The following is a 20,240-nucleotide window of genomic DNA, read 5'->3' as shown; positions in this document are numbered from 1 at the left end:
AATCAACCCTTCACTGCGCCGGCGGCGATGCCACGGACGAAAAGCCGTCCGGAGACGAAATAGACGACCAGCGGAACAAGACCCGTCAGGATCGTTGCCGCCATGTTGACGTTGTATTCCTTCACGCCCTGGACAGAATTGACGATATTGTTGAGCTGCACGGTCATCGGATAATATTCCGGCCGGGTGAAGACGACGCCGAACAGGAAGTCGTTCCAGATACCGGTGATCTGCAGGATCATGGCGACGACGAAGATCGGCAGCGACATGGGCAGCATGATGCGCAGGAAAATCTGCCAGAAACCCGCACCATCGATGCGCGCAGCCTTGAAAAGCTCCACCGGCAGCGATGCGAAGTAATTGCGGAACAGAAGCGTCAGGATCGGCATGCCGAAGATGCTGTGCACCAGGATAAGTCCGCTAAGCGTGCCGTAAATACCGATTTCGCGTAGCACGATGACGATCGGGTAGATCATCACCTGATAGGGAATGAACGCGCCGACGACGAGAATCGAGAAGAACAGATCCGCTCCCTTGAAGCGCCAGTTGGCAAGCGCATAGCCATTGACCGAAGCGATCGCGATCGAGAGGATCGTGGACGGCACGGTAATGCGCACCGAATTCCAGAAGCCACGGGAAAGACCGTCGCAATTCAGGCCGGTGCAGGCCGTCGCCCAGGCTTTCACCCATGGTTCGAAGGTGATTTCGAGCGGCGGCGAGAAGATATTGCCAAGCCGGATTTCCGGCATTCCCTTCAGCGAGGTGACAATCATCACATAGAGCGGCAGCAGGTAGTAGACCGCAGCAACGAAGAGCGTGCCGTAAAGCATGATATTGCGGCCGGAAATCACCGGGCGCGGTTTGCGGCCGTTCGGTCCCGAGAAGGTCTTGCCGCTCGCGGCCTCACTGCCATTCGTATTCTTGAGAGTAACAGGATCAGCCACGCTTGCGCCCTCCGCCGAATTCCAGGTAGGCCCAGGGGATGATGATGATGGCAACGGTCACCAACATCATGGTGGAGGCAGCAAAACCCTGACCAAGGTTCTGCGCCTGGAACATGTAGTCGTAGACATATTTCGCCGGGACTTCCGACGAGATGCCGGGTCCGCCGCTGGTTTGCGCGACGACGAGGTCGTAGACCTTGACGATACCGCTGGCGATAATGACGAGCGTCGTAATGAAGACTGGGCGCATCATCGGAATGACGATGAACAGATAGGTCCTCCACATGGGGATCCCATCCACGCGCGCGGCTTTCCAGATGTCTTCATCGATGCCGCGCAGGCCGGCAAGCATCAGGCACATGACAAGACCCGTTCCCTGCCAGAGCGCGGCGATCAGCACGCCGTAAATGACGATGCTCGGCGTATAGAGCGGATCGAAGGTGAAACTCGCCCATCCGAGTGAACGCACCACGGACTGGATGCCGAATTCGGGATTGAGCAGCCACTGCCAAACCAGACCGGTGACGATGAAAGAGAGGGCGAAGGGATAGAGGAAAATCGTGCGAAAAGTGTTTTCGAACCGGATCTTCTGGTCCATCAACGCCGCCAGCACGAAGCCGATGACGAGACTGAAGATCATGGACAGCACGCCATAAATCGCAAGATTCTCGATGGACATGATCCACCGCGGCGCCGCCCACAGGCGATGGTACTGATCCAGCCCGACAAAGCTGAGGCGAGGCAGCAGCTTTGAACTGGTGAAAGAATAAACCACTGTCCAGATTGAGCCGCCCAGGAAGATGACGACAGCCGTCAGGATCATGGGAATGGATGCAATCTTCGAGTTCAGATTGCGCAGATATTGATTTGGCCGGCCGGCTTTCGCTTGACCCGTCATTGTAGTTCCTTCTGCATCGCGACTGCTTCGACGATCAGAACCGGATCTTGATCGCGGTTCCTGCGCTTCCCCTCACCCACTGTAACCGTCACATACATGCGGATCCGCCGGCCATGAGGGGTGCTGTGGCAGACCAGGTCACACAAGATGTCCTGGCCGTGATACCGACCTGCAACGCGAGGCCGGTATCACTACAGCGAGAAGATAGCGGTCAATCAGCTGCGGCGATGATGTCGACGAAGCGCTTCTGCGCCGCTTCCGGCGTCATCGCGGGATTTGCGAAGAACTCGGAGAACAAGTCCTCCTTCTGCTTCTGTGTATCGGCAGAAAGAAGCTGGTCCGTGCCCTCGATCACGTTGCCCTTCTTCAGGATCTCGAGGCCTTTTTTCATGCAGTCGTTCGCGGCCGTGAGATCCACGTCACCACGAACGGGAAGCGAGCCCTTTTTCAGGTTAAAGGCGACCTGCGTCTTCGGATCGAGCAGCGTCTTGGCCAGCACTTCCTGAGCCTTGGATTTGGCATCGTCCTTCAGCAGCGGGAAGTAAAATGCGTCGCCGCCTGTCGAGATGACTTCATTGACGCCGAGACCCGGAAGGCAGGTATAGTCCGTGCCAGCCTTCTGGCCCGCCAGCGCGAACTCGCCCTGCGCCCAGTCGCCCATGATCTGACCGCCGGCCTTACCGGTGATCACCAGGTTCGTGGCCTGGTTCCAATCCTGAACGTTGGAGCCCTTGGACAGTTTGCGGGCATCGTCGGCAGCCTTGAAGACCTTGGCGATTTCCGGTCCGGCAGCGACTTCCTTATCCTTGTCGCCGAATACTTTCTGGAAGGTATCCTTGCCGGCGATGGCGACCATCAACACGTCGAAGGCACCCGCGGCCTGCCATGGCTGACCACCCAAGGCGAGCGGCACGATGCCGGCCTTCTGCAGCGCCGGACCAGCGGCAACGAACTCATCCCAGTTCTTCGGAACCTCGACGCCGGCCTTCTTGAAGGCTGCGTTCGAGAGCCAAAGCCATTGCCAGGAATGGATATTGACCGGCGCGCAATAGATCTTGCCGTCGATGGTGCAGGAATCGAGCAGGCTGGACGGGCGAATGACATCCTTCCAGTGCTCCTTCGTGGCGACGTCGGTCAGGTCGCGCATGAGACCCGCCTGCACAAGCTCTTCGGCCTGACGGCCGTGGTTGAACTGAGTGGCGCCCATCGGATCGCCGCCGGTAATGCGGCTGACCATGATCGGACGCGCAGTACCACCGGAGCCGGCAATCGCGCCATCGACCCAATGATTGCCGGTGGCATCAAACGCCTTTGCCAGTTCGGCCACCGCAGCGGCTTCGCCGCCGGACGTCCACCAATGGGTTACCTCCAGATCGGTCGCGTTGGCCGCTCCCAGTGGCAACACGACCGACGCAGCAAGCGCAGTCGCCATCAAACGAATATTCATGAGTTTTCCTCCCTCACTGAAACGTTGCCGGAAAAACGTAGTCTAATCATTTTCAACGCGCAACCGCCTGTCCGCGAAATTTTACCGAAAGCCCGACTATACGATTTCAAATTACAGTTATGCTTGCAAAAAATGCGATGTGCCTGAGGATTCATCAGGCGCCTGCATCAATCGGATCTTCCATTAATTTATTGATTTTTTTCGATTAAAATTGCTGCATTGCCCCATAAATCTCGCATATCGCTTCGCAGCTGCAAAATTTTTCATCCAAGACTGTGGATTCAACCCCTGGATATCTTATTTGACATCAAGGCAGAAAAAGCGCTCGACTTTTCTACTGTATCGTTACAGATTTCCGCAATGAGGGAGGAGCGGCCGTATCACGCATGTGCTTGCGGCGCTGCCACGGGCGATATAAGCGCATGGTCGCGGGAGAAGCGGCCGGGAGGCAGGCTTGGACGAGATGGATAATAAGAAAACTTCAGGCGGTGGTATTCAGCCCTCGCCCGAGCGGCCTACGCTGAAGACGATTGCCTTCATGACCGGCCTTGGGATCACGACTGTTTCGCGCGCCCTGAAGGATGCTCCGGATATCGGCGCTGAAACCAAGGAGCGTGTGCGTATGGTGGCCCGTCAACTGGGCTACCAGCCAAATCGCGCCGGCGTGCGCCTGAGAACCGGCAAGACCAATGTTATCGCGCTGGTACTGAGCATCGACGAAGAGATCATGGGCTTCACCAGCCACATGGTCTTCGGCATCTCCGAGGTTCTGGCCGGCACGCAATATCATCTCGTCATCACCCCGCATTCGCACAGCAAGGACCCGCTGGTGCCGGTGCGCTATATCCTCGATACCGGATCGGCGGACGGCGTTATCATATCGCGCACCGAGCCGGACGATCCGCGCGTGGAACTCATGCATCAGCGCGGCATGCCCTTTGCGACTCATGGGCGCACGAACATGGGAATCTCCCATCCTTTCCACGACTTCGACAACGAAGCTTTCGCGCGCGAAGCGGTGCGCGCGCTGGTCGCCAAGGGACGTCGCCGCATCGCGCTGCTGCAGCCGCCGGGCAAGCTCAATTATTATCTGCACACCCAGATCGGCTTTCAGACGGGCTTGCGCGAGTATCAGGCTCAGGAGGTTCCGCTGAGGGCCAGCACCGATACGACGCTCGCCGAGATCAAGGATACGGTCGAGGCGTTGATGCGCTCCCCGCATGCGCCCGACGGCATCGTCTGCTCCAGCAGCGCCGGCGCCATCGCCGTCAATGCCGGCATCGAGGCGGCGGGCTTCCATCTTGGCCACGACATCGACATGGTCGCCAAACAATCGACCGACGTGCTAAGCTGGATCCGTCCAGAAATCATCGCGATCCACGAGGACTTCCGCCATGCCGGCCGCGAACTGGGCAAGGCCGTGATCGCCCGTATCGACGGCATCGAGCCGGAACTGCTGCAAAGCATCAGCTCCCCGATCTGGCCGAAGGGCTGACGGGCACGAAAAAACCCGCCGGACACTTATCCGGCGGGCTCTTTTATCTTCAAAATCAGCCGAAAATATCAGCCGTTGGCGCCACTGCCCCAGGGGCCATGATGGATATCCTTGCCGTCGACGCGATCGAAGCCGTGTGCGCCGAAGAAGTCGCGCTGCGCCTGGATCAGGTTGGCGGTGCCGCGCGCTTGGCGATAGGCGTCGAAATAGGTCAGAGCGGAGGCCAGAGCCGGAACCGGCAGGCCGGAGGCCGTGGCGGCCGAGACGATGCGGCGCAGGGACGGGATCGATTCCTTGACCATTTCAGCGAAGGCCGGGGTAACGATCAGGTTGGCGGCATCCGGTGTCTTGGTGAAGGCGCTGGTGATCTCATCCAGGAACTGCGAGCGGATGATGCAGCCCGCCCGCCAGATCTTGGCGATAACCGGCATCGGCAGCGACCAGTTGAACTCCTTGGAGGCTTCGGCCATGACGGCAAAGCCCTGCGCATAGGCACCGATCTTGGCGGCAAACAATGCCAATTCCAAATCCTTCAGCAGGTCCGGACCAAAGGCAATCGGGAACTTGTAGTCCGGTGTGCCGAAGATCTTCTCGGCGGCTTCGCGCTGGCTCTTGATGGCCGACAGGCTGCGGGCGGCGACGGCCGCTTCGATGGCGGTGGCCGGAATGCCCATGTTCTGCGCTTCGATCGCCGACCATTTGCCGGTGCCCTTCTGGCCGGCCTTGTCGAGGATGACGTCCGGCATGGCACTGCCCGTCGCCGGATCCTTGGCGGCCAGAACCTGCTCGGTGATCTCGATCAGGTAGGAGTTGAGGCGACCCTTGTTCCAGTCACCGAAGATACCGCTGATTTCAGCCGCGCTCTTGCCGAGACCGTCGCGCAGGATGCCATAGATTTCGGCGATCATCTGCATGTCGGCATATTCGATGCCGTTGTGGATCGTCTTGACGAAATGACCGGCGCCGTCATTGCCGAGCCAGGCAACGCAGGGATCGTTGTTGTATGTGGCAGCAATCGAGGTCAGCACCTTCTCGACACGCTTGTAGGACTCTTCGGTGCCGCCGACCATGATCGACGGGCCATGGCGCGCACCTTCCTCGCCACCGGAGACACCCATGCCGATAAAGGTCAGGCCGGTATCCTTCAGGCGGTCGAAACGGGCGATGGTGTCGCGGAAATTGGCGTTGCCGGCATCGATCATGATGTCGCCCTTGTCCAGATACGGCTGCAGCGCCGCCATCTGCTGGTCGACCGGCTCGCCAGCCTTGATCATGATGATGATCGGCCGCGGCGGACGGATCGATTCGACGAACTCTTCGATCGTCTTGCAGGGAATGATCTTGTCCTTCAGCGCGCCCGCATTCGCATAGAATTCATCCGTCACTTGCGGTGTACGGTTGAACACCGCGATCTTATTACCCTTTTCGGCAATGTTGAGCGCCAGGTTCGATCCCATCACAGCGAGACCGATCAGTCCGATTTCTGCCTTTTCCACGACAATCCTCCAATAATTCTCTGGCTGCGCCTCACATCCCATCGCATGCGCAGAGGACGCAGTGATATTTTGAATATGACGCCTAAGCCTTCCCCGAAACCGATACCGCCTTTCGGGAGTTATGCGTTGGGCGTGTTGTTGCACTCCGGGCGCAAAACGGCAAGCCTTCGCCAGCCTCGAATCGGCCCCATTGCAGAACCGGGCAAGAATGCTGCAGGATTCTTCAAAAGGCCGGCTTGCGACAGGCCTTCGGCCCTTGACCCGGTAGTCCACTGAAGATCGATATAGAGGAGGAAGCGTCCATGTCGACCATGCCAGCCAAGATCGTTCATGTCTCCATCGACCGCCCATGGCTGGAGGTCTACGGCTTTGCCGGCCGCCCGGAAAACATGCCGCTCTGGGCCTCCGGCCTGACGTCCGGATTGGAGCAGGACGGCGAGGAATGGGTCACCAAAGGTATCCTCGGCTCAGCCCGCATCCGCTTTACACTCCGCAACGACTTCGGCGTCATCGACCATACGGTGATCCTCGAATCCGGCTTGCAGGTCTATAACGCACTCAGGGTCGTGCCAAATGGCGACGGCTGCGAAGTTATATTCACGCTGCTGAGACTGCCTGGGATGACGGATGAGCAATTCGCAGCCGACACAGCACATGTGCTGAAGGATCTCAACACATTGAAGGCGCTGATGGAGCGATAGCCGATAAGCATGTAAGGATGCTGACCTTATTGAGCCAGCTTCTTTGTCATGCGGACACAGGACATGTGTTGCCCGGAGCCGAGGACATGCTCCCCTCGGGATTCTGTTTGATAGCCCATCGCTTCGTAAAAGGGGTGGGCGGTCAAGGATGAATCCAGCCGAAGGATGACAATACCCTCCTGCTTTGCGATGCGTTCAAGTTCGGCAATCAGTGCCCTGCCGACACCCCTACCCGCTGCCCTGGGTGACACATAGCACGCTCTCAGTTCCTCATTCGCCAGGACGATCGCAGCAAATCCGACGACCTCGCCGTTGATCTCTGCAACAAAGCGAATTTCGTTTTCCGCGTTCTCATGGAAGCGGGCTATGGCCCCGGCGCTAACAGGCATCGACGCCCATTGCTCGATGATCTCGGGAGCATAGTCCTTCGCAGCCGTCACGCGTACGGCCGCGTGGTGCACCTCCAAGGCAGCCAGAGCATCGTCAGGCGTGATCGGTCTGACCAAAATAGGCATTTTTGACGTCCGTTAAACGGATAGGCAAACCTCAGAGCGAGCGCAGTGTCCAGTCGACGATCTGGGCGGTGACGCCGGCAAAGGCCGTATCGAGACCTTTCACGAAATCCGGGTTGCTGCCGCCGGTGACCGGAACGACCTTGCGGAAGACGCTTTGCGACTTGATCGTGCCCGTGCGGTCGTTGAGGATCTTCACCGAGATTTCGACAGCGGCGGACTTCTGGCCGCCGGCAGCATCGATCTCGAAGGAGCGGATGTCGGTGACGATCTGATAGTCGATCGCAAGCCCCTGCCCCGGCACGCCGACGCCGCCAAGCTTGCCGGTGTTCTCGAAGGCTTCGACCAGCTTCGACTGCACCATCCGGCTCAGCTTGTCGCTCCACTGCGCCTTGCCGAGATATTGGATTTCAGAGGGAGAGACGCGAATGACGATCAGGTTACTGTCGAGCGCCTGCAACGCCGTGGGCGGCGGAATGAGGATCTGCTTGCCCTTCATCAACGGACCGCTCGCCTTGACCGAGGCCGAGAGGTCATAGGTATCGTTGGATGCCTTGGAACCGCAGCCGCTGAGCAGGGCCGCGAGCAAGGGCAGAACGATCGCTGCCTTCCGGTACACCTGATAACGCTCACTCGAAACGCAACCGACCATATTCCGCATATCCCTCACAACCCCAAAACCGCTATTCATCAACGCCGTGCCCGGCCATCATATTGCTTGACCGTATCGCCACCGAACAGCAGGCGCTGCGGATTGCGATCAAAGTTAGTGATCGTGTTGTTGAGATTGTCAACCGTGCCCCGCATGTCATTGATGAGGGTCTGGACGTTGCTCAGACCGCTGCCTGAGAACTTCTGCAGATTATCGGCGATCGGCCCGATCCGCGCATTGAGATTATCAGCCACCTTCTTGAAGGATTCGAGCGTGTCCTTGGCTTCGGCAAACAGCGACTGCGTGCTGTCGGAGCCGAGCAGCGAGTCCACCTTGCTGAGAACGCCGTCGACCTTGCCGGAAGCGGAGTTCAGCTTTTCTGAAATCGACCGGGCATTGGCAATCGTCTGATCGATGTCCTGCTGACGGGCAGCAACCGAATTCGCGACATCCCGGATGGATGTGACCGCCGTGCGGGCGTCCTTTGTCACCTGGCTAATGTCGTCGACCGACCCCTTGAGCTTGGCAGGATCGATCTGCGCCACGAGGGCGTCGACGCGGTCCAGCGTTTGCTGCGCCTTCTGGCCGAAGGTGTTGTAGGTCTCGGCGGTCTGCTTGAAGCTGGCGATGGTTGCCTTCAGGTCGGTCGTCGCATCCGCCACATTGGCGGTGATCTTGTCGGCATTGTTCACGACATCGTTGATCTTGTTGGCATCGACCGCGCGCACCAGTTTCTCGGCCGCCTCCAACGTCGAGTCGATGCGCGTCGACACGGTCTTGAAGGTATCGGAAAGCTGTCCCATGCTGGCGAGGAACTTGTCTATATTGTCGGAATTGTCCGCCAGTGCCTTGGAGAAAGTCTGCGCGTTGCGCACCGTATCGGTCAGCGGCGCGCGGGAATCGGAGACGAACCCCTGGATATCGCCGATCGTGTCGTTGGCACGGTTCAGGATCTTGTCAGCGGTGTTGAGCAGGTTCGTGACGCTCGATTGATCGGCAAGCAGCACGGCGCGCTTGCCGGTATCGACCGAGCGCTTGAGAATGTTTTCGTCACCGTTACGGCCACCGGAAAGCTCGATATAGGCCGCACCCGTCAGACCCTGGATCTCCAGAATCGCCTTGGTGGACGTATAGACCGGCGCGTCGGCGCGCACTTCGGTAAAGGCCAGCGAATAGTTCGGATCGTCGGCATCGATCGAAAGACCCTGCACGGAGCCGACCTGAATGCCGTTGAAGCGGACAGGCGAACCGACACTCAGGCCGTTTGCCGAGCCCGGGATGCGAACGACCAGTTCGACCATCGGTCCGCCCCGGCCATATTCCGCCATCCAGTAGACGAAGCCGAAGGCCGCCGCTATGACCAGCAATGTGAAGAACCCGACAATCGTATAGTTGGCTTTGGTTTCCATTGTTCCAATTACTTCTCGCGGCTGTGGGCGCCAGCGCCGTTGTCGTCTTTGCGGTCTCCAACCCTTTCCGTCGGCACGATCGAACGCGCGCGTTTACCACGGAAGTAGGATTGCACCCAGGGGTCGTCGCAGGCGAGCATGTCCTCAACCGTTCCTTCCACCAATACGCGTTTCTGCCCAAGAACGGCAATACGATCGCAGACGGAAAAAAGGCTGTCGAGGTCGTGAGTCACCATATAGACGGTCAAACCGAGCGTGTCTCGCAGCTTGGCGATCAACTCGTCGAATTCCGCGGCACCGATCGGGTCGAGGCCGGAGGTCGGCTCGTCCAGGAAAACAAGATCGGGGTCGAGCGCCAGGGCTCTCGCCAGGGCCGCGCGTTTGATCATGCCGCCGGAAAGCTCTGAGGGGTATTTGTCGGCCGCATCGGCGGCAAGGCCGACCATGCGGATCTTCAGATGCGCCAGCTCGTCCATCAGGCTCGTCGGCAGATCGAGATATTCCCGCATCGGCACCTGAATGTTTTCCTTGACCGTCAGCGAGGAAAACAGTGCGCCCTGCTGGAAAAGCACGCCAAGGCGCATGTCGAGCCTGTTGCGCTCCGGCTCGGAAAGCTTGTCGTAATCCTCGCCGAGGATCTCGATCTTGCCCGAACGGCGCGGCAGCAGCCGCAGCACGGTGCGCAACAGCACCGACTTGCCCGCACCGGAAGCGCCGACGAAGCCCAGGATTTCGCCTCGATAGATATCGAGGTTCAATTTATCGAGCACCACTTTCGATCCGAAAGCGACGGTGACATCCCGTGCCGACAACACGATGTCCCTGCCACGATCATCTTTTTCCAAGGGTATTTCCGAGTGAAGCGCGCTCATCGTTGACATTCCTCAGAAATCGATCGCGGCATAGAATATGGCAAACAGCCCATCCATCAGGATCACCACGAAAATCGATTTCACCACCGATGCGGTCACATGCTGGCCGAGCGATTCGGCGCTGCCACCGACCTTCAATCCTTCGACTGCCGCAACGATACCGATGACCAGCGCCATGAACGGCGCCTTGATCATCCCCGAGATGACAGTGGAAAGGCTGATCGCCTCATGGAGGCGCGCAATGAAGGTAGCGAAGGTAATGCCGGAATAGGCCCAGGTCACCGTTGCCGCACCGAAGAGCGAGGCGAAGTTGGCAAGGATCGTCAGCAACGGCAGCGCCACGGTCAATGCAACCAACCGCGGGAAGATCAGCACGCCGATCGGGTTCAGGCCCATCACCTTCAGTGCATCGACCTCTTCCCGCATCTTCATCGAGCCGATTTCGGCGGTGATCGCACTGCCCGAACGACCGGCGATCATGATGGCGGTCAAAAGCACACCGATCTCGCGCAATTGCAGGATGCCGACGAGATCGACGACGAAGACCTCGGCACCGAAATAGCGCAGCTGGAATGCTCCCTGCTGGGCGATGATCGCGCCGATCAGATAGGACATCAACAGGATGATCGGGACGGCGCGTACGCCCATATGGTCGATCTGGTTGACGATCGAGGCCGGCGAGACGCCGCTGCCGCGCCCGAACTTGAGCTGCGCGCCGCGCACCGCCGAGCCGAGGATATACATGGCCGCGACGAGATTGCCCCAGATGTCGTAGACGGTTTCGCCGATCGGCGCGAAAATGCGCTCCGCCCGGGACTTTTTCGGCCTGGGTTCCGGCTTTTCGTCATCCGGGTCCTCGGTAAAGGCCGTCAGCAGCTCGTCAATATGCGGATTGGAGCCTTCGATGCTGACAGTGGCGCCATGCGCTTCCTGGCTCTCCTTCAGACGGCGGATCAGCAGCGCTCCGGCCGTATCGACATCGGAGAGATCGGCAAGATCAATCACCACCTGGCCGCCAGTGCTCCGCGCCGTCAGCTGATCGATGCGCCGCAGCACGCCGTGAACGTTGGCACTGCGCCAATTGCCTTCCAGCCGATAGCGATGCCCGCTGCCATCGGGCTCGTCGTCGATCCTCGGTGCGTCGGGTTTCTGTTCGGCTGCTTTCAAACTCATACGTCTTTCAAGTCTTGCGGCATACTCGCCGACTCGGGAATCCCCGCGCGACGCTAATCGTTAATACACCGAGTTCATAGGCGATTTCTATGGCGCACAGACAACAGAAATATGCCATAGCATTTTGATATCCAAATGAATTCGTTTTGAGGCACCTTACGATGCCTCGCTCGCTCTTCCGCCGATTGCGGAGCTGCGCGGCTGAGTGTTGCGGGCGACGATCAGCATGGCGAGGCCAAAAGCAGCGACGCCAGACATGACGTAGTAGCTCGAAAGGCCAAGCCAAGCGTAAAGATAGCCGGATGCCAGCGTCATCAGCCCGAGAAACATGCCGTTATAGAAGAAATAAGCACCCTGAGCCGATGCCTCCTGCGTTTCCTGCACCGAAGCGACGATGCGGCGCTGGATGCCGGTATGCACGCAGGCAAAGGTGCAGGCATGGAAACACTGCAGCACGAAATAGCCGACAAAGCCGAAATTGATCGGGAACAGTATCCAGCGGACGACGCACACGGCCGAGCCGAAAAAAATCAGTGTCCAGGCGCTGAACCGGCGGCCCAACATCCTCGACATGAAAAACACCATCACCTCGGCGGCAACCCCGACGCACCAGAGGACGGCAACCTGCGTGCCTGAGAAACCAAGATCGCGCCAGTAGATCGACGCGAATGTATACATCATGGCATGGCTCGACTGCTGCACCGATACACCAATCATGGTGATCAGCAATTGCGGCGACCGGAGCGAGCTGCCGGTTGGCGCCTGCAAATCGATCGGTTGATGATGGCGCCGTCGCGTCGGCCCGATGCGCGGACAAAAGAAGGCCATCAGCGTTGTCAGGACGAAGCCCGCGACCATGGCGGGAAGCACCGTCGTGTCGCCCCATTTGCCGATCATCTGACCGCCGATAAGGGTCGAGATGATGAAAGCGATCGATCCCCAGACGCGCATCGAGCCGTAATCGAAACCCCAGCGCCGTACGCCGGAAACGGCGATCGATTCAACGATGGGAACGTAAGGCGCGTATGTCGCGCCCTGGATGCCGTAGACCAGAAGCACCGGCCAAAAATCGCTGGTCCAGTAAAGCGCGATCGCCGTCAACAGCGACAGCGCGCCCGACCAGAACAAAACCGTGGCACGTTCCTGCACGCGGTCGGCAAGCATGCCGACAATAGGCACGACGAGAACCCGCACCACCATCGGCACGGCAAGGATTAGGCCGATCTCACGATCGCTGAAACTCAACCCGGCCAGCCAGACGGGAAAAAACGGCAAGGCAATTCCGTTGACGATCAACGGCGCGCAATAGGACAAGGCGGTGCGCAACCGAAAATACGGCGGCGCGCCCTCGCCCTGCAGAGATTTTGTCGCGGGAATCATGACAGACCTGAAGGGAACTGATGTGTTCCTAGCACCCTATCGTGATTACGACTATGGCGGGAAATGGACTAGCTGTAACGTTTCAGCCTAAAATGACCAAAGCAGTGGGATCTCAGTGATCAATAATTGTGACGGAGCGTTATTAGGCCCGTGAGGCGGCGAAATATTACGCCGCCTGCGCTCCAAGCGCTTCCGGCAATTCATCAGCAGCAACGCCAACCGGTAGGGTCTCGGCAATCGAGTGCCAGGTGATCAGCTCGAACGTGCCGTCATCATGCTCGGCGATTGCCGTGCAGCTTTCGACCCAGTCGCCGGTGTTGATGTAGCGGATGCCATCGAAGTCCTCGATGACGGCATGGTGGATGTGGCCGCAGATGACGCCGTCGGCGTCGCTACGCTTGGCCTCTTCCACGACGACGCGCTGGAACTCGCCGATGAAGTTGACGGCGTGCTTGACCTGAAGCTTCGCCCAGGCTGAGAAGGACCAGTAGGGCATATTCAGGCGGCGCCGAACCGCGGCAAGGCCGATATTGATCAGGATCGCCATGTCATAGGCCCAGTCGCCGAGATAGGCGAGCAGACGGGCGTTGCGGACGACGACGTCGAACTCATCGCCATGCAGGACAAGATATTTCTTGCCGTCGGCTGTCTCGTGGATCGCGCGCTGGGCCACCTCGATGCCGCCGAAATGCATGCCGGGAAAATCGCGCAGGAACTCGTCGTGATTGCCGGGGATATAGACGATGCGCGAGCCCTTGCGCGCCTTGCGCAACAGCTTCTGCACGACGTCATTGCAATCCTGCGGCCAGTACCAGTTGCGCTTCAGACGCCAGCCATCCACGATATCGCCGACAAGGTAAATGGTGTCGGCGTCATGAAGACGGAGAAAATCGAGGAGGAAGTCCGCCTTGGCCGCTTTCGAGCCGAGGTGAACGTCAGAAATGAACAGCGTTCGAAATCGCCGAGTGTCCATGTTTTCATTCACGAACTTTTGTCCGCGCCCTATCCTACGTTACCTATTCCAAAATCAGACTCGTGTTTCAGGATGATGACAAATGCTGTGCGGAGCGCTCATGGCAGGAAATCAGCTGTGTTTTGCAGCTATGGCGAGATCTGGCCGGTCGGTTGTAAAACTGGCGACCCCGAGACGGAACATCGCCCGCGCCGCCTCGCTCGTATGCGCCGCCCAGCCGTGGACCGTCACGCCGTTTCTCCCGAACAGCTCCATCACATCGGCGTCGATCGTCTCTGCCCGCAAGGCGATGTCACGGACACCAAACCGGCCAATTGCGGCAAGGATGCCCTCCCAACCAAGCTGCGCAACCGTCTGCGGCAAGCATAGGAAGACGAGGCCGAGGAGTTCGCCGACATTCAGGCCACGCTCGTCGAGCGCCGTGCCGAAGGCTTCAAGACGTGAAAGCGAGAAGCTGGTCACCATGGTTCGCCCCAGCACGCCACTCGCCAGCAGCTCGTCCGCGATGCGGCCCTCCATGCCGTCATAGGCTTTGCCATCCAGCTTCGTCTTGATCTCCAGCCGAAGGTCGATCGCGGAAGGCCCGAAAATATCGATGGTTTCGGCAAGGGTGGGAATGGTCTCGCCGCCGCTGCCGATGACGATATGGCGCATCAGCTCGTCATAACTGAAATCGGCGATCGCACCTTTGCCATCCGTCATGCGGTCGATCAGCGCATCGTGATGGACGACGAGCCGGTTGTCTCGCGTCTGGTGCACATCGAATTCCACGAGATCGACAGCAAGCTTGGCGGTATTCGAAAAGGCGAGCCGAGTGTTTTCCGGCCACAGATGCGTGCCGCCGCGATGAGAGGCGATGAGGGTCATGAGGGTCATGAGGGATCTCACTGTTTTCCACCCTCCTAGCCTCCCGCCATGAACCTCGTATGACGCGGCCGCCCGCCGTCTGCCCTTTGCAAAGTCACAGTTTCCGCAAAGGAAAATTATGCCTTTGCCGCGACAAAAAACCCTTCAGCAGCGTCAAATCCATACTGTGCACTCCGAACGATTGATGTATGGAGGGGGCTTGAGGCGCAGGCGCGCAAGCAGGAATGGAGAAGCGGGATGGATACGAACGACACATCGAAGGCAGCCAAGAACATGGCGAGTGGCAATCTCGACGAACAGGCTCTCTTCTTTCATCGCTATCCCCGCCCCGGCAAGCTGGAAATCCAGGCGACCAAGCCGCTTGGCAACCAGCGCGACCTGGCGCTTGCCTATTCTCCCGGCGTCGCCGCACCGTGCCTTGCCATCCGCGACAATCCGGAAACGGCCTTCGACTATACCTCGCGTGGCAATCTCGTCGCAGTCATCTCCAACGGCACGGCCGTCCTCGGCCTTGGTAATATCGGCCCACTGGCCTCCAAACCGGTGATGGAAGGCAAGGCGGTCCTCTTCAAGAAATTCGCCGGCATCGATGTCTTTGACATCGAAATCGAGGCCCCGACCGTAGATGAGATGGTCGCTACGATTTCGGCACTCGAACCGACCTTCGGCGGCATCAATCTTGAGGACATCAAGGCGCCGGAATGTTTCGACGTCGAGCGCCGCCTGCGCGAGAAGATGGAAATCCCGGTCTTCCACGACGACCAGCACGGCACCGCGATCATTGTCGCTGCCGCCATTCTCAACGGGCTGGAACTGGCCGGCAAGAAGATTGAGGACGTCAAGATCGTCGCCTCCGGCGCGGGTGCTGCGGCACTTGCATGCCTCAACCTTCTGGTCATTCTCGGTGCCAAGCGCGAAAATATCTGGGTCCACGACATCGAGGGCCTCGTCTATGAAGACCGCAACGTGCTGATGGACGAATGGAAATCAGTCTATGCCCAGAAAAGCGACAAGCGCGAGCTTGCCGAGTCGATCGGCGGCGCCGATGTCTTCCTTGGCCTGTCCGCCGCCGGCGTATTGAAGCCCGAGCTCCTGGAACAGATGGCGGAAAAGCCGCTGATCATGGCGCTGGCCAATCCGACGCCGGAAATCATGCCGGACCTCGCCCGCGCCGCCCGGCCGGATGCGATGATCTGCACCGGCCGTTCCGACTTCCCGAACCAGGTCAACAACGTCCTCTGCTTCCCCTATATCTTCCGCGGCGCTCTCGATTGCGGCGCCAAGACGATCAACGAGGAAATGAAGATGGCCGCTGTGCGCGCCATCGCGTCGCTTGCCCGCGAGGAGCCTTCGGATGTGGCCGCTCGCGCCTATACCGGCGAAACGCCGGTCTTCGGGCCGGACTACCTGATCCCCTCGCCCTTCGATCCGCGCCTGATCCTGCGCATCGCGCCGGCTGTCGCAAGAGCCGCCGCCGAAAGCGGCGTGGCGCTGCGTCCGATCACCGATTTTGACGCCTATATGGACGAGCTCAACCGCTTCGTCTTCCGCTCCGGCTTCGTGATGAAGCCGATCTTTGCAGCCGCGAAGATCGCCGAGCGCAAGCGTGTGGTCTTCTCCGAAGGCGAAGACGAGCGTGTTCTGCGTGCCGCCCAGGTCCTTCTTGAAGAAGGCACCGCCGTGCCGATCCTGATCGGCCGTCCCAACGTCATCGAGACACGTCTGAAGCGCTACGGCTTGAAGATCCGGCCGCATACCGATTTCGCCGTCATCAACCCGAATGATGATCCGCGCTTCCGCGAATATGTCGAACTCTATTTCTCGCTCGTCGGCCGCAGCGGTGTCATTCCGGAAGCAGCCAGAACCATCGTTCGCACCAACACCACTGTCATCGGCGCCCTGGCGCTGAAGCGCGGCGATGCCGACGCACTGATCTGCGGTCTCGAAGGCCGTTACGAGCGCCATCTGCGCATCGTCCGCCAGATCATTGGCAAACGCTCTGACGTCCGCGACTTCTCGGCGCTCAGCCTGCTGATTTCCCAGCGCGGCGCGACCTTCTACACCGACACCTACGTCACCTTTAACCCGAATGCCGAGGAGATCGCCCAATCGGCGGTGCTGGCGGCAGAGGAAATCAAGCGCTTCGGCATCGCACCGCGCGTCGCCCTCGTCTCGCATTCGAACTTCGGATCGCGGGAATCGGAAAGCGCCACCAAGATGCGCGATGCGCTAGCGCTTGTACGCGAAGCGGCGCCCGAGCTGGAAGTCGATGGCGAAATGCACGGCGACAGCGCCATCTCCGAGAGCCTGCGCCGCCACGTCATGCCGGACAGCACGCTTTCCGGCGAGGCGAACCTGCTGGTCTTCCCCAATCTGGATGCCGCCAACATCACGCTCGGCGTGGTCAAGACCATGACCGACGGCCTGCATGTCGGCCCGATCCTGCTCGGCACCGCGCTTCCCGCCCACATCCTGTCGCCCTCCGTCACCTCGCGTGGAGTCGTCAACATGGCGGCTCTGGCCGTGGTCGAGGCATCACAGCCGAATTGAGCGAACGCTCACTTCGAACGGCCGCCCCCAAGGGCGGTCGTCACGACGCAGATAACGAGTCATTAGCCGACTAAATTATCATAATCGGCAGCTATATTTTCGCCAGCAGTTCTCCGTTTTATCGGCTCGCGCTGCCGAAAAGATACGAGCCAAGTTCGATCCTTGGCTCGACTACAAAAAATCTTTCACAATCAGCATGTTTTGATGGATACGTTGTTAAGCTACACGGTATATTCTCCGTGGAGATCGAACCGCTTTTCGAAGAGCACAACGTGAACCGCGGCCAAAAACTCTTTACCTCTCTTGTCTTGTCCCTGCTGGCGGCAACGCCGGCCCTTGCCCAGGTGAATGCCATCTGCGACGAATTGCGCGGCCGATATGCCAACACGACCGAGATCATCGGCGCCAACGCTGAGACACGGGATCTTTCGCGCGCCATCGTCCAGCAGAACATGGCGATACGGCGCCTGAAGAGCGACATGCGCAATCAAGGCTGCACATCCGACAGCAGCCTGACGATCCTCGGCGCCGACAATGAGGCCGCCTGCGATGACATGCATGACGCGATGGAGCGGATGCGGGATGATCTTGCCTCGCTGATGGATGAGCGTGAGGTCAGCGTAACCCGCATCGATGATGCGGGTGTGCAGAGACGGCAACTATTGGACGACATGCAACGGAATGGGTGCAGCACTCCCCTGTCGGCCACGCCGGATACCGTGATCGACACAAGGATAACGCCGAAGGCTTACGCGCCCGAACAGCAATCGCTGGCTCGGCCCGAAAGCTCGATCACGACGATCGAGACGGAAAAGCCCAAGACCGACAGCGCCGCCTTGCCGCAGCAGAAGACGGCTGCGATGCCAACTCCTGAAATCACTCCAGTTCAGCCGAAGCAACTGCAACCGGACCGGCCCTACGATCCCGCGACCAACAAGGTGCGCCAGGTCGGCCCGCAATTCCTTGCGACCGACCAGGGCACGCTTGACCTCAGGCATCCGAAAGCGGCGGGACCGCAGCCGACGCAATAGGCGTCCTCAACAGCGATATGATTGCCTCGTCACCTGTCTCTCTTGCGAGATCGCGATAGGACCGACCGGATGCATCTCTCACGAAACGATCAGCGCCACGGTCCAACAGCAAACGGACCGCTTCAATGCGACGATTGAGAATGGCAAAGCCAAGCGGCGTCATCCAGTCTCGATCCGGACTTGCCTCCCCACGCGGGCGAAAATCACCGAAACGGGTGTTGATCAATTCAGGGTGGACTTCCAGATGCGCGGCCAGTTGCCCGATCTGAGCATAAGCAGCGGCCGCGAAGATATCGAGCGGCTGTGTCTTCAGGAACTCCACCATCTCTGCTCTGTCATTATATTCGGCCCAGCCGATCGGCGGTGCGTAATGGTAGGGATCGCGAATGCTGGTATCCGCACCATGCTCGATCAGCAGCTTTGCCATCTCGATATGGCCGTGCAAAGCAGCTTCATGCAGCGGCGTGCGGCTGGTCATGGCGTTGACGTCAAGGTCCAACGCCAGCATAAGGCGAACAGCCCGCAAATCATTATCGCCGGCAGCCTCATGCAACATGGCGGGGTGAGCCCCGCGCATCGCTTCGGGAATGTCGAGGTCACCCGCTACTCTTCTCTTGATATGATCGACAAGTATCGCCGGATCGGTCGTCGCATCTCGGGGCGTCTGCCGAATGAGAATATGGACCCAATCCTCTTGCTTTAGACGGACGGCTATAGCTCCCTGCTGAACGAGATACAGAACTAGATCCTTGTCATTACCCAACCGCGCCCATTCGTAAGGTGTTCTGCCATTCACGGGCCGATTAACATCAGCCCCATGCTCTACCAACAGCTTGATGCGCTCCCCGATGCGCTTCTCGCAAGCCCAGGTCAGTTGATAGTCGAACACGGTCTGCGAATTCATGACCAGCTTGCCGTCCTCGCGCACCAGCCAATTGTTCTTGTCTTCGGCCGAAAGGCCATATTCCAGCAGCAGCTTCAGGCAAGTGTCATCCGGCTCGAACATCCGGTTATAAAGCGCCTGGCTGTCGTTCGCCGTTGCACCGGCATCAAGCAACAGGCGCGCGAAAGCCTCGCATTCCGAATGTTGCGGCTGCCGGATCTTGCCCGCTTCGCCCTCGCCGAAGACACCGGTCAGCGCCGTGAAGCGATACTGACCGCCATCAAGGAAGAAGGCGTTGGCATCGGCACCTCGCCTGACAAGCTCCCTGGCCGCCGGCAGGCTGGAATGGCCGGGCAAACGGGCATAAGCGGCGGACATCAGCGGAGACCAATCGAAAGGCCCGCCCTTGCGCTCAAGAAGCTGCGGTTGTCGATCGAGCCAGCGGCTCACGCCGGCGGCATCTCCAAGCACGGCAGCGACATGGATATTTTCCTCAGCAATCTCGGGATGCGCTTCCAGCAACCTCAGTGCCTCGGCAAACCGCGCCGGATCGGCCGGAATATGGGGAAAATACGAAACCGTCGCCAACGATAGGAACTCATTGGCAAGCTGATCTGTCGACGTTATCTGTCGATCACCGCTCTCCAGATGTGTCTTGAGTTTCGCCCAGCTCGAGAAGCCACGTTCGCGGGCAAGGACAAGCTGGATGTCCTGAAGCCCGACATCCGTGATATCGGCAAAATAGGGTGCAACACGTCTAAGTGCCGACTGATCGCCGGAATGAATGGCTTTCAGAAAAGCCTTGGCCTGTCTTTTCAGGGAATCGAGAGTGGCGTTACCCGCCAGAGAGCGCGTGGTCACAAAGACCTCCTTTCATTCACGTCTGGTATCCGCGCCCACAGACTGAAAAGAGGTGTGGCAGTCTTACGTTCTATGCATCAGGTGGGCCTTGCCCTT

The 20,240-nt window shown here is 59.2% G+C and carries 17 protein-coding genes; 4 read left to right on the top strand and 13 right to left on the bottom strand.

What is annotated here, in order from left to right:
- Positions 1-2 precede the first annotated feature (2 nt).
- The 3 genes from AB6803_RS05715 to AB6803_RS05705 all read right to left on the bottom strand — a co-directional run bounded on the left by AB6803_RS05715 (position 3) and on the right by AB6803_RS05705 (position 3,289).
- Positions 3-944: a carbohydrate ABC transporter permease gene (locus tag AB6803_RS05715; protein ID WP_371107981.1), complete on the bottom strand. Its 942-nt coding sequence runs from the start codon at positions 942-944 to the stop codon at positions 3-5.
- The gene (locus tag AB6803_RS05710; protein WP_371107980.1) at positions 937-1,842 is read right to left on the bottom strand and encodes a carbohydrate ABC transporter permease; all 906 of its coding nucleotides are present in this window, start codon (positions 1,840-1,842) and stop codon (positions 937-939) included. The genes AB6803_RS05715 and AB6803_RS05710 overlap by 8 nt, the downstream gene beginning before the upstream one ends.
- A gap of 211 nt (positions 1,843-2,053) precedes the next feature.
- Positions 2,054-3,289: an ABC transporter substrate-binding protein gene (locus AB6803_RS05705; protein WP_371107979.1), complete on the bottom strand. Its 1,236-nt coding sequence runs from the start codon at positions 3,287-3,289 to the stop codon at positions 2,054-2,056.
- A 463-nt stretch (positions 3,290-3,752) separates the two neighbouring features.
- Here AB6803_RS05705 and AB6803_RS05700 point away from each other — a divergent pair, with 463 nt between their 5' ends.
- A complete protein-coding gene (locus AB6803_RS05700) occupies positions 3,753-4,784 on the top strand; it encodes a LacI family transcriptional regulator (protein WP_371107978.1) in 1,032 nt (343 codons plus the stop codon).
- A gap of 68 nt (positions 4,785-4,852) precedes the next feature.
- On the opposite strand, the gene gndA is transcribed toward AB6803_RS05700, so the two are convergent.
- Positions 4,853-6,280: an NADP-dependent phosphogluconate dehydrogenase gene (gndA, locus tag AB6803_RS05695; RefSeq protein WP_371107977.1), complete on the bottom strand. Its 1,428-nt coding sequence runs from the start codon at positions 6,278-6,280 to the stop codon at positions 4,853-4,855.
- 302 nt (positions 6,281-6,582) lie between these two features.
- On the opposite strand from gndA, the gene AB6803_RS05690 reads away from it, so the two are divergent.
- Positions 6,583-6,981 carry an SRPBCC family protein gene (locus AB6803_RS05690; RefSeq protein ID WP_371107976.1) on the top strand — a complete coding sequence of 133 codons (399 nt, stop codon included), beginning with the start codon at positions 6,583-6,585 and terminating at the stop codon, positions 6,979-6,981.
- A 26-nt stretch (positions 6,982-7,007) separates the two neighbouring features.
- Here AB6803_RS05690 and AB6803_RS05685 read toward each other — a convergent pair whose 3' ends face one another.
- The 8 genes from AB6803_RS05685 to AB6803_RS05650 form a co-directional block, all read right to left on the bottom strand.
- Positions 7,008-7,496 carry a GNAT family N-acetyltransferase gene (locus AB6803_RS05685; RefSeq protein ID WP_371107975.1) on the bottom strand — a complete coding sequence of 163 codons (489 nt, stop codon included), beginning with the start codon at positions 7,494-7,496 and terminating at the stop codon, positions 7,008-7,010.
- A gap of 31 nt (positions 7,497-7,527) precedes the next feature.
- Complete coding sequence (locus AB6803_RS05680; RefSeq protein ID WP_371107974.1) at positions 7,528-8,145, bottom strand: ABC-type transport auxiliary lipoprotein family protein; 618 nt, start codon at positions 8,143-8,145, stop codon at positions 7,528-7,530.
- 38 nt (positions 8,146-8,183) lie between these two features.
- On the bottom strand, positions 8,184-9,554 hold the full coding sequence (locus AB6803_RS05675; protein WP_371107973.1) for an MlaD family protein: 1,371 nt from the start codon (positions 9,552-9,554) through the stop codon (positions 8,184-8,186).
- A gap of 8 nt (positions 9,555-9,562) precedes the next feature.
- A complete protein-coding gene (locus tag AB6803_RS05670) occupies positions 9,563-10,426 on the bottom strand; it encodes an ABC transporter ATP-binding protein (protein WP_371107972.1) in 864 nt (287 codons plus the stop codon).
- Between the two features lie 12 nt (positions 10,427-10,438).
- Positions 10,439-11,599, bottom strand: coding sequence for an ABC transporter permease (locus tag AB6803_RS05665; RefSeq protein WP_371107971.1), 1,161 nt, complete (start codon positions 11,597-11,599; stop codon positions 10,439-10,441).
- 156 nt (positions 11,600-11,755) lie between these two features.
- Positions 11,756-12,979, bottom strand: a complete 1,224-nt coding sequence (locus AB6803_RS05660) for an MFS transporter (RefSeq protein ID WP_371107970.1) — start codon at positions 12,977-12,979, stop codon at positions 11,756-11,758.
- 166 nt (positions 12,980-13,145) lie between these two features.
- A complete protein-coding gene (locus tag AB6803_RS05655) occupies positions 13,146-13,952 on the bottom strand; it encodes a UDP-2,3-diacylglucosamine diphosphatase (RefSeq protein ID WP_371107969.1) in 807 nt (268 codons plus the stop codon).
- 111 nt (positions 13,953-14,063) lie between these two features.
- Entirely contained in the window at positions 14,064-14,828 is a 765-nt protein-coding gene (locus AB6803_RS05650; RefSeq protein ID WP_371107968.1) for a glycerophosphodiester phosphodiesterase, read from the bottom strand.
- Between the two features lie 228 nt (positions 14,829-15,056).
- Between AB6803_RS05650 and AB6803_RS05645 the strand changes: the two genes are divergently transcribed.
- Together AB6803_RS05645 and AB6803_RS05640 are read left to right on the top strand one after the other, a co-directional pair.
- Positions 15,057-17,369 carry an NADP-dependent malic enzyme gene (locus tag AB6803_RS05645; RefSeq protein WP_371107967.1) on the top strand — a complete coding sequence of 771 codons (2,313 nt, stop codon included), beginning with the start codon at positions 15,057-15,059 and terminating at the stop codon, positions 17,367-17,369.
- Between the two features lie 272 nt (positions 17,370-17,641).
- Positions 17,642-18,400, top strand: a complete 759-nt coding sequence (locus tag AB6803_RS05640) for a hypothetical protein (RefSeq protein ID WP_371107966.1) — start codon at positions 17,642-17,644, stop codon at positions 18,398-18,400.
- Here AB6803_RS05640 and AB6803_RS05635 read toward each other — a convergent pair.
- The gene (locus AB6803_RS05635) at positions 18,360-20,144 is read right to left on the bottom strand and encodes an ankyrin repeat domain-containing protein (protein ID WP_371107965.1); all 1,785 of its coding nucleotides are present in this window, start codon (positions 20,142-20,144) and stop codon (positions 18,360-18,362) included. The two genes, AB6803_RS05640 and AB6803_RS05635, sit on opposite strands and share 41 nt — an antisense overlap.
- Positions 20,145-20,240: the final 96 nt, after the last annotated feature.

It is taken from the genome of Rhizobium sp. RCC_161_2, from assembly GCF_041355235.1.
Taxonomy (GTDB): domain Bacteria; phylum Pseudomonadota; class Alphaproteobacteria; order Rhizobiales; family Rhizobiaceae; genus Rhizobium.
The sequence above is the reverse complement of the archived record's forward strand: the minus strand, read 5'-3'. Positions and strand labels throughout refer to the sequence as shown.